The organism is Streptomyces pilosus (assembly GCF_014649835.1).
Lineage (GTDB): Bacteria > Actinomycetota > Actinomycetes > Streptomycetales > Streptomycetaceae > Streptomyces > Streptomyces pilosus.
On sequence record NZ_BMTU01000005.1, the window covers coordinates 122,523 to 137,564 of the forward strand.

General features: G+C 71.9%; 12 protein-coding genes. All 12 read right to left on the bottom strand.

Going from position 1 to position 15,042, the window contains the following annotated elements; genetic code table 11:
- Nucleotides 1–18: 18 nt before the first annotated feature.
- On the bottom strand, nt 19–1,296 hold the full coding sequence (locus IE118_RS14365; RefSeq protein ID WP_189558639.1) for a thymidine phosphorylase: 1,278 nt from the start codon (nt 1,294–1,296) through the stop codon (nt 19–21).
- A gap of 98 nt (nt 1,297–1,394) precedes the next feature.
- Nucleotides 1,395–1,793 (bottom strand): cytidine deaminase, encoded by a 399-nt coding sequence (locus IE118_RS14370; RefSeq protein WP_189558278.1) that lies wholly within the window; start codon nt 1,791–1,793, stop codon nt 1,395–1,397.
- The gene (locus IE118_RS14375; RefSeq protein ID WP_189558279.1) at nt 1,790–3,064 is read right to left on the bottom strand and encodes an ABC transporter permease; all 1,275 of its coding nucleotides are present in this window, start codon (nt 3,062–3,064) and stop codon (nt 1,790–1,792) included. The genes IE118_RS14370 and IE118_RS14375 overlap by 4 nt, the downstream gene beginning before the upstream one ends.
- Nucleotides 3,061–4,182 (bottom strand): ABC transporter permease, encoded by a 1,122-nt coding sequence (locus IE118_RS14380; RefSeq protein ID WP_189558280.1) that lies wholly within the window; start codon nt 4,180–4,182, stop codon nt 3,061–3,063. Before IE118_RS14380 ends, IE118_RS14375 begins: the two co-directional genes overlap by 4 nt.
- Nucleotides 4,182–5,759, bottom strand: coding sequence for an ABC transporter ATP-binding protein (locus IE118_RS14385; RefSeq protein WP_189558281.1), 1,578 nt, complete (start codon nt 5,757–5,759; stop codon nt 4,182–4,184). The genes IE118_RS14380 and IE118_RS14385 overlap by 1 nt, the downstream gene beginning before the upstream one ends.
- A gap of 198 nt (nt 5,760–5,957) precedes the next feature.
- Nucleotides 5,958–7,010, bottom strand: a complete 1,053-nt coding sequence (locus IE118_RS14390; protein WP_189558282.1) for a BMP family lipoprotein — start codon at nt 7,008–7,010, stop codon at nt 5,958–5,960.
- Between the two features lie 264 nt (nt 7,011–7,274).
- Entirely contained in the window at nt 7,275–8,324 is a 1,050-nt protein-coding gene (locus IE118_RS14395; protein ID WP_189558283.1) for a BMP family lipoprotein, read from the bottom strand.
- Nucleotides 8,325–8,597: 273 nt separating this feature from the next.
- Nucleotides 8,598–9,827 (bottom strand): M20 family metallopeptidase, encoded by a 1,230-nt coding sequence (locus tag IE118_RS14400; protein WP_189558640.1) that lies wholly within the window; start codon nt 9,825–9,827, stop codon nt 8,598–8,600.
- A gap of 325 nt (nt 9,828–10,152) precedes the next feature.
- Entirely contained in the window at nt 10,153–11,223 is a 1,071-nt protein-coding gene (locus IE118_RS14405; protein ID WP_189558284.1) for a hypothetical protein, read from the bottom strand.
- 48 nt (nt 11,224–11,271) lie between these two features.
- Nucleotides 11,272–12,210, bottom strand: a complete 939-nt coding sequence (locus tag IE118_RS14410) for an N-acetylneuraminate synthase family protein (protein ID WP_189558285.1) — start codon at nt 12,208–12,210, stop codon at nt 11,272–11,274.
- 13 nt (nt 12,211–12,223) lie between these two features.
- Complete coding sequence (locus IE118_RS14415) at nt 12,224–13,555, bottom strand: N-acylneuraminate cytidylyltransferase (RefSeq protein ID WP_189558286.1); 1,332 nt, start codon at nt 13,553–13,555, stop codon at nt 12,224–12,226.
- Between the two features lie 44 nt (nt 13,556–13,599).
- A complete protein-coding gene (locus IE118_RS14420) occupies nt 13,600–14,910 on the bottom strand; it encodes a DUF6716 putative glycosyltransferase (RefSeq protein WP_189558287.1) in 1,311 nt (436 codons plus the stop codon).
- Nucleotides 14,911–15,042: the final 132 nt, after the last annotated feature.

Genomic DNA, 15,042 nt, shown 5'->3' on the forward strand with positions numbered 1-15,042 from the left:
CTGCGGGGATGGCCCTGGTCAGGCGATGCGCTCCAGGACGACCGGGGTGGCCGTGAAGTCCGTGCCGGGAGCGGCGATGTCGTAGGAGCCCTCCACCGCCCGCAGGGCGTAGTCGAAGCGGTCCGGGGTGTCGGTGTGGAGGGTCAGCAGGGGCTGGCCCTCGGTCACGGTGTCGCCGGGCCTGGCGTGGAGTTCGACGCCCGCGCCCGCCTGCACCGGGTCCTCCTTGCGGGCGCGGCCCGCGCCGAGGCGCCAGGCGGCGACGCCGACGTCGTAGGCGTCGAGGCGGGTCAGGACACCGGAGGACGGGGCCTTGACGACGTGCTGTTCGCGCGCGACCGGCAGCTCCGCGTCCGGGTCGCCGCCCTGGGCCGCGATCATGCGGCGCCAGACGTCCATCGCGGAGCCGTCGGCCAGGGCCCGCTCCGGGTCGGCGTCCTTCAGGCCGGCCGCGTCGAGCATCTCGCGGGCCAGGGCGAGGGTGAGTTCGACGACGTCCGCCGGGCCGCCGCCGGCCAGGACCTCGACCGACTCGCGGACCTCGAGCGCGTTGCCCGCGGTCAGGCCGAGCGGGGTGGACATGTCGGTGAGCAGGGCGACCGTCTTGACGCCCGAGTCGGTGCCCAGGCCGACCATCGTGCGGGCCAGCTCGCGGGCGTCCTCGATGGTCTTCATGAAGGCGCCGGTGCCGACCTTCACGTCCAGGACCAGGGAGCCGGTGCCCTCGGCGATTTTCTTGGACATGATCGAGGAGGCGATCAGCGGGATGGCCTCGACCGTGCCGGTGACGTCGCGCAGCGCGTACAGCTTCTTGTCGGCGGGGGCCAGGCCGTCGCCGGCCGCGCAGATCACCGCGCCGGTGCCGTCGAGGACGGACAGCATCTCCTCGTTGGAGAGCAGGGCACGCCAGCCGGGGATGGACTCCAGCTTGTCGAGGGTGCCGCCGGTGTGGCCGAGGCCGCGCCCGGAGAGCTGCGGGACGGCCGCGCCGCAGGCGGCGACGAGGGGGGCCAGCGGAAGGGTGATCTTGTCACCGACACCGCCGGTGGAGTGCTTGTCGGCGGTGGGGCGGGACAGGGACGAGAAGTCCATGCGCTCGCCGGAGGCGATCATCGCGGCCGTCCAGCGGGCGATCTCGCCCCGGTTCATGCCGTTGAGGAGGATCGCCATGGCGAGCGCCGACATCTGCTCGTCGGCCACCTCCCCGCGGGTGTACGCGTCGATCACCCAGTCGATCTGCTCGTCGCTGAGTTCGCCGCGGTCCCGCTTGGTGCGGATGACGGAGATGACGTCCATGGCCATGGCTGGCGTTCCTTCCGGAGGTGCGAAGGGCGCGGCCCCTCCGGCCGGCGTGCCGACGGTGTCGGCGGTCGGCCGGAGGGGCCGCACGGGCATTACTTGGTGAGGTGCTGCGGGCCGAAGGCCTGGGGCAGCATCTCCGACAGCGGCACGATCCCCGCCGGGGTCTCCAGCAGCAGTGCCGGGCCGCCGAACTCGTACAGCAGCTGGCGGCAGCGGCCGCACGGGACGAGGATCTGGCCGTCGCCGTCCACGCAGGTGAAGTGCGTGAGCCGGCCGCCCCCGGTGCGGTGCAGTTCGGAGACCATGCCGCACTCGGCGCACAGGCCGAGTCCGTACGAGGCGTTCTCCACGTTGCAGCCGGAGACCGTGCGTCCGTCGTCGACCAGGGCGGCGACCCCGACCCGGTAGCCCGAGTAGGGGGCGTAGGCGTGGGACATGGCGTCCCGTGCCACGGCGCGCAGCGCCTCCCAGTCGACGCCGGCCGCGGTCACTTGCCCTGCCCCTTCCGGTACGGCATGCCGTTGGCCTTGGGCATGCGCAGCCGCTGGGCGGAGAGGGCGAGCACCACGAGGGTGATGACGTACGGCGTGGCGGCGACGACCTGGTTGGGGACCTCGTTGGTGCCGGCGTACCAGGCGAAGACGAGGCCACCGATGACCAGGGTGACGGCCGCGTGGACGTACTTCTTGCGGATGACCAGCCAGATGGCGCCGATGAGCAGCAGCAGCGCGCCGAGCAGCAGCAGGGCGTGCACGTTGGCGGAGCCGCCGCGCAGGTTGAGGCTGTCGGTGTAGCCGAAGAGGCCGGCGCCGATGGCGAGGCCGCCCGGCATCCAGTTGCCGAAGATCATGGCGGCGAGGCCGATGAAGCCGCGTCCGCTGACCTGGCCCTCCAGGTAGAAGGGGTTGGCGACGATGGAGAGGAAGACACCGCCGAGGCCGGCCAGGGCACCGGAGATGACCACGGCGATGTACTTGTACTTGTAGACGTTGACGCCGAGGGACTCGGCGGCGACCGGGTTCTCGCCGCAGGAGCGCAGCCTGAGGCCGAACGCGGTGCGCCACAGGATCCACCAGGTGGCGGGGATGAGCGCGACGGCGATCAGGGTCAGCCAGGAGACGTTGGTGACCAGTCCGCCGAGCAGGCCGGCGACGTCCGAGACGAAGAACCAGCCCTTGGCGTTGAGGTCGCTCAGCGCGTCGGAGAGTCCGGGCACGGTGAAGTGGCCGAGGGACTCGACCGCCGGGGACTGCTTGGCGGAGCCGCCCTGGTGGCCCTCGAAGGCCAGCGGGGCGAGGTAGCGGGTGGCGCCGAGGGCGAGGATGTTGATGGCCACACCGGAGACGATGTGGTTGACGTTGAAGGTGACGGTGACGATCGCGTGCAGCAGGCCGCCCAGCGCGCCGCCGATGAGGCCGACGAGGATGCCGGTCCACGGACCCCACTGGAAGCCGGCCCAGGCACCGAACCAGGTGCCCATGATCATCATGCCTTCGAGGCCGATGTTCACGACGCCCGCGCGCTCGGCCCACAGGCCGCCGAGGCCGGCGAGGCCGATCGGGACGGCGAGCTGGAGGGCGGTGGACATCTGGCTGACGTTGGTGATGCCGTCCGCGCCGGTGATCAGGCGGACGATCGAGACCAGTGCCAGGGCTCCGGCGACGACCAGGGCCAGGACGGGCCACGACATGCGGCGGCCGGTCGGCGGTGCGTGCTCGAGCGACGGCTGGTTGACGTCGGTCGCTGTGGTCGGAGCGGTCATCGGCCGGCCACCTCCTTCGTGGTGTTGTTGGCGCCGAGGACGTGTCCTGCGGCGAGCTCGGCCCCGACCCGGCGCTGCTGGCGGCGCAGGCCCCACTCGCGGACGGCCTCGTAGGAGACGACGACCGAGAGGACGATCAGGCCCTGCATGATGACCGCGATCTCCTTGTCGTAGCCGTGGAAGTCCAGCTCGGGCGAGGCCTTGTCGAGCCACGCCCACAGCAGGGCGGCGAAGGCGATGCCGACCGGGCTGTTGCGGCCGAGGAGGGCGATGCCGATGCCGAGGAAGCCGATGCCGGTGGGGAAGTTCAGGTTGTAGGTGTGGGAGTCGCCGAGGAGGATCGGCAGACCCGCGAGGCCGGCGATGGCGCCGGAGAGCAGCATGGCGGTGAGCACCATGCGCTTGGGGTCGACACCGCTGGCGGAGGCCGCGGACTCGGAGGCGCCGGAGGCGCGCAGGTCGAAGCCGAAGCGGGTGCGGTTGAGGACGACCCAGTAGGCGATGCCGAGCAGGACGGCGAGGACGACCAGGCCGTAGATCTCGCCGGCCGCGCCCATGTCGATGCCGGGGATCCAGCCGGACTCGTTCATCTCGCCGGTGGTGTTGTTGTTGCCGACCTTGACGCCGAAGACGGTGGGCAGCCACAGGTAGCCGATGACGGAGGTCGCGATCGCGTTGAGCATGATCGTCGCGACGACCTCGCTGACGCCCCGGGTGACCTTGAGGACACCGGCGATGCCGGCCCAGAAGGCGCCGGTGAGCACGGCGGTGAGCAGCAGCAGCGGGACCTGGAGGGCGGCCGGCAGGGCGGCGTGGGCGCCGACGATGGCGGCCATCATGGCGCCGAGCTGGTACTGGCCGTCGACGCCGATGTTGAACAGGTTCATCCGGAAGCCGATGGCGACCGCGAGGGCGGCGATGTAGTACATCGACGCCTGGTTGATGATCAGGACCTGGATGTCCGAGAAACCGGCCTGCTCGAACATCAGGGCGAACGGTTCGACCGGGTTCTTGCCGGAGGCGAGCAGCACGATCGCGCTGAGCACGAAGGCCACGGCCAGCGCGATGACCGGCCCGGCCACCGCGAGGAGCACGCGCTCCTTGTCGAACTTCTTCATCAGCGGGCCTCGTCTTCCGGAGACTCGGCCGACTTGGACAGGTCGGCCGGGGTCTCGGGGGTCTCGTCGTGTTCGAGGTGGCCCTCGGCCGCGCCGGTCATGGCGGTGCCGAGTTCCTCCGGGGTGATGGTGGCGGGGTCGGCGTCCGCGACCAGCTTGCCGTCGTAGATCACCCGGAGGGTGTCGGACAGACCGATGAGCTCGTCCAGGTCGGCGGAGATCAGCAGCACGGCCAGGCCCTCGCGGCGGGCCTCACGGATGTGGTCCCAGATCGCGGCCTGCGCGCCGACGTCCACACCGCGGGTGGGGTGGGCGGCGATCAGGAAGCGCGGCTTGTGGCTCATCTCGCGGCCGACGATCAGCTTCTGCTGGTTGCCGCCGGACAGCGAGGCCGCGGTGACGTCGATGCCCGGGGTGCGGACGTCGTACGTCTGGACGATGCGGCGGGTGTCCTCCTGGGCGGCCTTCGGGTCCAGCCAGACGCCCTTGGCGTTGGGCCGCTCGGTGACGTGGCCGAGGATGCGGTTCTCCCAGAGGGGGGCCTCCAGGAGCAGGCCGTGGCGGTGGCGGTCCTCGGGGATGTAGCCGATGCCCTGCTCGCGGCGCTTGCGGGTGGCCCAGGAGGTGATCTCCTCGTCGGCCAGCCGGATGACACCGGAGTCGGCCGGGCGCAGGCCGATGAGGGCGTCGACCAGTTCGGTCTGGCCGTTGCCCTCGACACCCGCGATGCCGAGGATCTCGCCCTCGTGGATGGTGAAGGTGATGTCGTCCAGGAGGGCCTTGCCGCCGGGGGCGGCCAGGCGCAGCTTGTCGACGGTGATGACGGGGCGGTCGGTGACCGTGGACTCGGCGGTCTCCGGCGTCGGCAGTTCGCTGCCCACCATCAGCTCGGCGAGCTGGCGCGGGGTGGTCTCGGCGGGTACGGCGGTGCCGACCGTCGTGCCGCGGCGGATGACGGTGATCTCGTCGGCGACGGAGAGGACCTCGCCCAGCTTGTGGGAGATGAAGATGACCGACAGGCCCTCGGCCTTGAGCTCGCGCAGGTTGTCGAAGAGCGCGTCGACCTCCTGCGGCACGAGGACGGCGGTGGGCTCGTCGAGGATCAGGGTGGTGGCGCCGCGGTAGAGGACCTTGAGGATCTCCACGCGCTGGCGGGCGGCGACGCCCAGCTCCTCCATCAGCAGGTCGGGGCGGACGTCGAGGCCGTAGCGCTCGGAGAGTTCCTTGATCCGGCGGCGGGCCCTGCCGCCGATGCCGTGGAGCTTCTCGCTGCCGAGGACGACGTTCTCGAGCACGGTGAGGTTGTCGGCGAGCATGAAGTGCTGGTGCACCATGCCGATGCCGCGGGCGATGGCGTCGGCGGGCGAGGAGAAGCTCACCTGTTCGCCGTGGACCGTGATGGTGCCCTCGTCCGGCTTCTGCATGCCGTAGAGGATCTTCATCAGGGTCGACTTGCCGGCGCCGTTCTCACCGACGAGGGCGTGGACGGTGCCCTTGCGGACCGTGAGGTGGATGTCGTGGTTGGCGACGACACCGGGGAACCGCTTGGTGATCCCGGCGAGCTCCACGGCGGTCACCGAATCGTTGACCGCCGCTCCGGCCGGAGGGCTGCTGGACGCGTTGATGACGCACTCTCCTGGGGACGGGGGCCGTCTACGCGCGTAGCGCCCCTACGGCATACAAAGGGGTGGCGCCCCTGACCGACGGGGTACGAGGAGCCTGGCTCCTCGTACCCCGTCGAGTGGTCGCGACCCCGCGGTGGTTCAGGGGGTTGATCAGCTCGACTTGACCTTGATCTCGCCGCTGATGATCTTCTCCTTGGCCGTCTTGATGGCTTCCTGGAGCTCGGCGTCGTCCGCGAACTTCGGGTTGGAGTTCGACAGGCTCACCTCACCCGTCTTGAGATCGCCCTTGACGATACCGGTCGCGGGCTTTCCGTCCTCGACCGACTTCGCCAGGTTGTACACCGCCTTGGCGACGTCCTTCATCGCCGAGGTGAGGATCGAGTCCTTGTACTTGGCGAGGGCTTCCTGCTTGTACTGGTCGGAGTCGACACCGATCGCCCACACCTTGTTGGCGGCGGCGGCCTCGATGACACCCTGGCCGGACAGACCGGCGGCCGCGTAGACGACGTCGGCCTTCTTCTCGATCTGGCCCTCGGCGGCGGACTTGCCCTTGTCGGGGCTGGAGAAGCCGCCCTCCTCCGCGGTCTGGGTCAGGAACTGCGAGATGACCTTGACCTTGGGGTCGGTGTCCTTGACGCCCTGCTCGAAGCCGGCGCGGAACTTGTGGATCAGCGGGATGTCCACGCCGCCCACGAAGCCGACCACGTCGGTCTTGGTGGACTCGGCGGCGGCGACACCGGCGAGGTAGGAGGCCTGCTCCTCGGAGAAGACCAGGTCCGCCACGTTGTCGGCCTCGACCGTGGCGTCGTCGACGATGCCGAAGGTGGTGTCCGGGTACTTCTCGGCGGCACCCTTGACGGCGGAGGCGTAGGCGTAGCCGACACCGATGACCGGGTTGTAGCCCTGCTTGGCCAGCGAGGCCAGGCGCTGCTCCTTGTCGGCGTCCGTCTCACCGTCGGTGGGCTCGACGTCGGCCGTCTCGTACGAGAACTCCTTCTTCGCCAGCTCCAGGCCCGCGTAGGCCGCGTCGTTGAAGGACTGGTCGCCCTTGCCGCCGACGTCGTAGGCGATGGCGAGGCCCTTGTCGCCCTTGGCGTCCGAGGAGGAGTCCGAGGAGGTGGAGGTGCCGCCGCAGGCGGAGAGGGCGAGGGCCAGGGAGGCGGTCGCTGCGCCTGCGACCGTGATCCGGGAAATCCGGCGCATGTGTGGTGCTCCTAGTCGTACAAAGCGCCGGGACGGTTCAGCTACGGCGCTGGCTTTGCCGCAGATTAACGCGCGTAGACCTGCCTGAAAACCCCTTCTGTCCACCTTGTTATCCGCCCGTGCCCAACCCGGCCCCGAGCCGTGGTCAGGGCCTTGCCGTTCGCGAACGGAGGGTGGCGGTGGGTGAGCGGGGGCGGGAACGGCGAAGCGGGCGGGCGCCCGGGGCGCCCGCCCGCTTCGTACGGAAGGTCCGTGTCGGGGTGACTACTCGGTCCTGACCTTGATGGAGCCGGAGGTGATGCCCTCCTCGGCCTTGGCCACGGCGTCCGTCAGACCGGCGACCTCGGCCATCTTCGGGTTGCTGTCGGAGAGGCCGACACCGTCCACCTTGAGGTCGAAGACCTGGGTGCCGGTCAGCGGCTTGTCGTCCTGGACCGACTTCGACAGGGCGTACACCGCGCCGCCGACGTCCTTGAGGGCGGAGGTGAGGATGTAGTCCTTGTACGGGGCGAGGGCCTCCTGCTTGTACTGGTCGGAGTCGACGCCGATCGCCCAGACCTTCGCCTTGGCGGCGGCCTCGATGACGCCCTGGCCGGACAGGCCGGCCGCCTGGTAGATGACGTCGGCCTTCTTCTCGATCTGGCCCTCGGCGGCGGCCTTGCCCTTGTCCGGGCTGGAGAAGCCGCCCTCCTCGGCGGTCTGCGTCAGGTACTGCGGGATCACCTTGACCGCGGGGTCGGTGTCCTTCACGCCCTGCTCGTAGCCGGCCTGGAACTTGTGGATCAGCGGGATGTCCACGCCGCCCACGAAGCCGACGGTCTTGGTCTTGGTGGCCTTGGCGGCGGCGACACCGGCGAGGTAGGAGGCCTGCTCCTCGGCGAAGACCAGGGAGGCGACGTTGTCGCCCTCGACGACGGAGTCGACGATGCCGAAGGTGGTGTCGGGGTACTTGGCCGCCACGGCCTCCATGGCGGGGCCGTAGGCGAAGCCGACGCCGATGACGGGGTCGTAGCCCTGCTTGGCCAGCGAGGACAGGCGCTGCTCCTTGTCCGCGTCGGTCTCGCCCTCGGTGGGCTCCACGTCCGCGGTCTTGTAGCCGAACTCGTCCTTGGCCTTGGTCAGACCCGCGTATGCGGCGTCGTTGAAGGACTGGTCGCCCTTGCCGCCGATGTCGTAGGCGATGGCGACGCCGAGGTCCTCCTTGGAGCCACCGCTGTCGTTGCTGTCACTGCTGGTTCCGCCACAGGCGGTGGCGGCGAGTGCGAGCGAGGCGACCCCCACCGCGGCGCGGGTCAGTGTGGATATCCGACGCATCTGAAGTCCCCATTCTCCAAAGCCCCGCAGCGGGCGCTCGGTTCGGCGCACATTAACGCGCGTAGAACCTCCTGGGAACGGGGTTCCGCGGGGCCGTTATCCATTCGTGCCGATGGCCGGTTACGCCCTTGTGAACCAGGGGGCCGTAGGGGACCGAACCGGACGACCGGCATGACGCGCGTGCCTGCACGCGCCCCACGCTGCACCTCCCCCGCCGCGCCCGCAAGCGGAGCGGGCGGGGGAGGTGACGGTGAGGGCATCGGTCAGACACCCCTAGCGGAGGGCGTCGAGGAGGGCCGCGGCGGTGAAGAGCTCCACGCCGACGGTGATCGCGTGTTCGTCCACGTCGAAGTTGCCCTGGTGCAGGTCGCGCACGGTGCGCTCGCCGGGCGGGCGGACGCCGAGGCGGGCCATCGCGCCGGGGACGCGCTCCAGGTACCAGGAGAAGTCCTCACCGCCGAGGCTCTGTTCGGTGCCCTCGACGGAGTCCACCCCGCGCCGGGCGATCATGGCGTCGCGCAGCAGCTCGGTGGCGCCGGCCTCGTTGACGACCGGCGGGACGCCGCGCACGTAGTTGATCTCCGACTTGGCGCGGTGCAGGTTGGCCACCTCGTCGATGGCGGCCACCACCACGTCGGGGGCCTGCCGCCAGGTCTCCAGGTCCAGGCAGCGCACGGTGCCGGAGAGTTCGGCGTGCTGCGGGATGACGTTGGGGGCGTGGCCCGACTCGATCCTGCCCCAGGTCACGGCGAGTCCGCTGCGGCTGTCGACGCGCCGGCCGACGAGCGCGGGCACGTCGGTGACGACGCGGGCGGCGGCGGTGACCAGGTCGGTGGTCAGGTGCGGGCGGGCGGTGTGACCGCCGGGGCCGTCGAGGGCGATCTCCAGCCGGTCGCAGGCGGAGGTGATGGGGCCCTGGCGCAGTCCGATCCTGCCGGCGTCGACGCGGGGGTCGCAGTGCACGGCGAGGATCCGGCCGATGCCTTCGAGGGCGCCGTCCGCGATGGCCTCGGCGGCGCCGCCGGGCAGCACCTCCTCGGCGGGCTGGAAGATCAGCCGGACGGGGCGGGGCAGCAGTCCCTGCCGGTGCAGCTCGGCGAGGACGAGACCGGTGCCGAGCACCACGGTGGTGTGCACGTCGTGCCCGCAGGCGTGGGCGCGGTCCGGCACGGTGGACCGGTAGGGGCACCCGGTCTTCGTGTCGGGGATGGGCAGGCCGTCGATGTCGGCGCGCAGGGCCAGCATCGCCGCGTCGGTGCCCGCCTCGTCGTCGGCCCCGATGTCACAGATCACGCCGGTCCCGCTGGAGAGTACGCGCGGCCGGAGACCGGCCTGCTCCAGACGTTCCTTGATCGCGGCGGTGGTGCGGAACTCCTGGTTGCCGAGCTCCGGGTGCATGTGCAGGTCGCGGCGGAACGCGACGAGCTCGGCACGCAGGGCCTCGGGCAACGCTCCGGGGAGCACCGCTCCGCCGGGGAGGTCGACCTCGGACTCCAGTGACATCAGTGGTTTCACCCTTTGAAGAGTAGGGCGCCGGAGCCGACCACTGACCCTCGATCAAGAAAAATCAGTCCGTCAGGGGAAGAAAAATCCGCCGCCCTACGCATAGCCGTCCATCGGGATGGGTAAACTCGCCGCCCTTTTGCGGAGGTCGAGGCCCTGTGACCTGCCGGAACGTGACGTCCGCCACTGCCGCACCAGTGGCTCCGGCACCCACCCACCTCTTCACGGATACCACGCCCGGCCCAGCCCACGCGGACCGGTTCATCTGGCGGACACCGGGGGGCCGTCCGGGGGGCGGGCGGGTGCGGGGCCGGCGGCGGGGGTCCTACGGCCGGACGGGCGCCGCCGACGGCAGCCGGTGCACGGCCCGCGCGGAGTCCGTCACACCGGACAGGAAGCCCTGGGCGCGGGGGGAGGCCGTCCGGGTCAGCCAGGCCGGGTCGATGTCGCAGACCGTCACCCGGACCTCCGTGCCGGTCAGGGCGAGCGGCAGGGTGTGGACGACCGTGGAGGGGAAGCTGAGGACGGTGCGGCCGATGGGCCCGCGACGGGCGATCAGCTCCAGGGGGAGCTCGGGACGGACGATCTCCAGTCCCGTCTCGACCGCGAGCCGGTGGAGTTTCACCGCGCTCTCGCGGCGGTGCGCGAAGTAGCGCCGGGCGCCGTGCGTCCCCGCCAGCGAGCGGACGGCCTCCAGATAGGCGTCGCCGTCCACCACGCCGGTCTCCACCAGGGACGTGCCGACCAGGTCGGCGCCCCGGATGATGCGGGGCGGGCCGAAGCGGGCCCGGGTCCAGGCGAAGGTGTGGGCGCGGACGGTGACCCCGGGCGGGGTGTCCGCCATGGGCATGGAGGTGAAGACCTCCACGGTGCGTCCCCCGCCCGGGGTGAGCCGGCGCCGGGCGGCGGCGGACACGGGGGCGAGCAGCAGGTCCCGGGGACCGCGGCGGCCGCCCTTGCGGTGCCAGCGCACCAGGCGTTCGCCGCGGGCCAGCTGGCCGACGAACTCCATGGTCGCGGTGCCGTCGTCGACCACGACGACGTCCCGGGCCCGGGTGATCGTCAGCAGCAGCTGGACGTAGCGCGAGAAGGGGTCGCCGAGGACGACGCGGGTGGCGCGGCGCAGCGGCCCGGTCAGTCCGCCGACGGTGTGCAGCGGAGCGGCCGCTCCCGCGCGGGCCTCCTCCCAGCGGACCCGGTGGCCCTCCTCGCGGGCCAGCTCCGCCATCCGGCGCAGCTGGCCGCGGGTCATCGGGTCGACCGGGGACAGCACCACGAGGGTGAGCCCCACTCCGGGCGCGTGCGCGTGCGCCCACTCCAGCACGTTGAGCAGTTGTACCGGGCTCTCGACGAAGGCGAGGGTGTGGGGGCCGGGCCGGCCGGCGCGGGGGCTCATCGACGTACGACCGTTCCCGTCGTCGTGGGGGTGGGGAGGTGGGGCGGGTCAGACGGAGAGCGGTTCGCCCGCGGCCGCGGCGATCTCCGCCTCGGCGACCACGCCGGTGACGCGGCGCAGCTTCTTCATCGGGCCCCGCTCGGACTCGTAGACCTTCTTCACGCCGTCGCCGAGGGACGCCTCGATGGTGCGGATGTCGCGGACCAGGCGGCTCAGGCCCTGCGGCTCGACGGAGGCGGCCTGGTCGGAGCCCCACATGGCGCGGTCGAGGGTGATGTGGCGCTCGACGAACGCGGCACCGAGGGCGACGGCGGCGAGGGTGGTCTGCAGGCCGGTCTCGTGGCCGGAGTAGCCGATCGGGACGTTCGGGTACTCCTGCTGGAGGGTGTTGATGACCCGGAGGTTGAGCTCCTCGGCCTTCGCCGGGTAGGTGGAGGTGGCGTGGCAGAGCAGGATGTTGTCGCTGCCCAGGACCTCGACGGCGTGCCGGATCTGCCGGGGCGTCGACATGCCGGTGGACAGGATGACGGTGCGGCCGGTGGCGCGCAGGGCGCGCAGCAGCTCGTCGTCGGTGAGGGAGGCGGAGGCGACCTTGTGGGCGGGGACGTCGAACTTCTCCAGGAAGGCGACGGCCTCGGTGTCCCACGGGGAGGCGAACCAGTCGATGCCCTTCTTCTTGCAGTAGGCGTCGATCTGGCGGTACTCCTCCTCGCCGAACTCCACGCGGTGGCGGTAGTCGATGTACGTCATCCGGCCCCAGGGGGTGTCGCGCTCGATGTCCCACTGGTCGCGCGGGGTGCAGATCTCAGGCGTGCGCTTCTGGAACTTGACGGCGTCGCAGCCGGCCTCGGCGGCGGCGTCGATCAGCTTGAACGCGTTCTCGATGTCGCCGTTGTGGTTGATGCCGATCTCGCCGGTGATGTACACGGGGCGGCCGGGTCCGGCCTCGCGGGGGCCGAGGGTGCGGATGCGGGAGTTGGTGCTCATGACCGGGGTTTCCTTACGTGGGGAGGGAATCGAGGGAGGGGCCGAGGATCCAGCCGGCGATCTCCCGGATCGCGCCGTCGCCACCGCGCAGGGTGGTGACGGCACGGGCGGCGCCGCGTACGACGTCGTGGGCGCTGGCGACCGCCACGGGCCAGCCGACGAGGGCGAAGCACGGGAGGTCGTTGACGTCGTTGCCGACGTAGAGCACGCGCTCCGGCGCGATGCCCTGCTCCTCGCACCACTGCTTGAGTGCGAGGTCCTTGCGGTCGACGCCGTGCAGCACGGGCAGCCGGAGCTTGTTCGCGCGGGCGGCGACGACCGGGTTCTGTTCGGTGGACAGGACGAGCAGCTTCAGTCCGCTCCTGCGCAGGGCGGCGATGCCGAGCCCGTCGCCGCGGTGCACGGCGACGAACTCCTGTCCGGCGGAGTCGATCAGCACCCGGTCGTCGGTCTGGGTGCCGTCGAAGTCGAGGACGACCGCGTCGATGTCGTCGGCGGTCGGGAGGGCGCCGGCGGGGGTCCCCCCGCCCGGGCGAAGGGGAGCGTGGGGGAGGGCCGTGTCGAGGAGCGGCGCGAGGGCGCGGGCGCGGGCGAGCTCGTGCGGGTCGTCGATCTCCAGCACGCGGGCCGGGTCGGTGCGGACGAGTTCGGTGCGGCCGAAGAAGCGGTGCCGGTGCGCGCGGAAGCCGGCCGCGTCCATGGCGTAGGCGGCGCCGGTCTCCAGGAAGTCCTGGGGACGGTCCTGGCGGCGGGGGCGGAAGGACTTGTCGTGGTTGACGCCGTGGCCTCCGGTTGCGGCGCCACCGCCGTCGTGGGCGGGCCCCGCGGCACCGGTGGCGGCGCCACCGCCGTCGTGGGCGGGCCCCGCGGCGGGGGCGCCGTCCGCCGCGTCCCGCCAGAGGAAGCCGTGGAAGGGAGCTACCGTGACCGCGGTGTCGGCGCCCCGGCCGGCGACCGCGGCGGCCACCCCGTCGACGTCCTCGCGGAGCAGGAACGGGCTGGTGCACTGCACGAGCAGGACGACGTCGACGGGGGCGCCGTGCAGGGCCTCGTGGGCGTTCAGGGCGTGCAGGACGGCCGCTTCCGAGGTGGCGGTGTCGCCGGCGAGGGCGGCGGGCCGCAGCACGACCTCCGCGCCGGCCTGCCGGGCGGCGGCGGCGATGGCCGGGTCGTCGGTGGAGACGACGACGTCCGTGACGTGCCGCGCGGCCCGGCACTCGCGCACGGCGCGCGCCACCAGGGGCACGCCGCCGACGGGGGCGAGGTTCTTCGCGGGCACGCCCTTGGAGCCGCCGCGCGCGGGGATCACGGCGAGCACCCGGGGTGCGGCCGGCGGGTGGGACATGGGATCGGCTCCTCGGTCGGGGCGGGGGTCGGCGGCGGGGGCGGTCACAGCTCGCCCATCCGGCGGATCACCGGGGCCACGCGCTGCACTCCGTGCCGGTAGGCGCCGCGCGCCGCCCGGCGCACGATCTGCCGGACCGGTCCCGGCTCCCCGCCGGCGGCGGGCGCGCCGGGCAGGGGTGTGCCGTCGGGGGCGAGGTGGTGGCGGGCGAGGATGCCGGGCAGGTAGCCGGGCGCGGTGCCGGGTGTGTAGTACGGGGTCAGCGGCGGGAGTCCGCCGGGGCGGGCGAGGAGAGCGGCGATGCGGGCGCGGGCGGTGTCGAAGGCCTTCTCGTACGCGTCTCCCCCGCCGGCGACGCCCTGCCGGGCCACCCACTCCTCGTCCGGCTCCGGGCGGTGGCCGGCGTCGAGCCGGTCCCAGGAGGCGAGGCATCCGGAGCCGACGAAGTGGTGGTTGCCGAGCGACTCCCGGACGCCGAGGTCGGTGAGGACCGCGGTGGGGATGCGGCGGTGCAGCGACTCCAGGGCGGCCGTGGAGCTGACGGTGACGAGGAGGTCGGTCCGGTCGAGCACCTCACCCATGTGCCCGTACACCAGACGGAAGTTGGGCGGGAGGTCGTGGCGCCGGGCGAGCTTCTGGTAGGGCAGTTCCTCGATGTGGGTGGTGTGTTCGCCGGGCTTGGAGCGCAGCTTCAGCAGCACCTCGCGCCCGGGGTGCAGACGGGCGTGCCCGACCAGCCGGTCCAGCAGGTACGTCCGGTCCGCGCGGCTGCCCGGGACGGACGGCTGGGCGGCGAACACCACCGTGTACCGCTCGTGTCCGCCGGTGTAGGGGGCACCGCCGAGGAACGGCAGGGCCACCTCGGTGACCGAGCCGGCGTCGGCGCCCACCCCTTCGTACACGGCACGGAAACGCTCCGCGTCCTGGCGGGAGTTGGCGAGCACCAGGTCGGCGCCGTGGCGCAGCAGCAGACCGTCGGCGAGCTTCTCGTAGACGACGCCGACGTAGCCGGTGACGACGACGGGCCGGTCGGCCCGGCCCTCCCACACACGCTTCAGCCCGTGCAGCATCGCCTGCACACCGCCGCCGACCAGGGCGAGGACGAGGAGGTCGTACGGCTCCTCGCGCACGGCGCGCAGGAACCCGGCCGCGGTGACCTCGCGGAGGGAGTCCGCGCGGACGCCGACCTCGCCGAGCTGGCGGGCGGTGGGCGTGGCGCGGCCCCGCAGGAGGTATCCGTCCGTCCGGATGTCCCGCGGCGCGACGCGGGACGCGGTGAGCGCGCCCCATTTCCACCGGGTGTCGGAATCCGCGAGAACCGCGACCCTGAGAGGCTTCGTTGCACTTGCTGGCACGCCGAAGACGCTAGGAATCGATTCCGATAAACGGCCCAACCCGAACACAACAAAGGGTTAACAGCGCAACGCCGAATGGCGAATCGGGCCGCCGGGACCGCGAAACGGGGCGCGCTTCACCGCTTCACCATG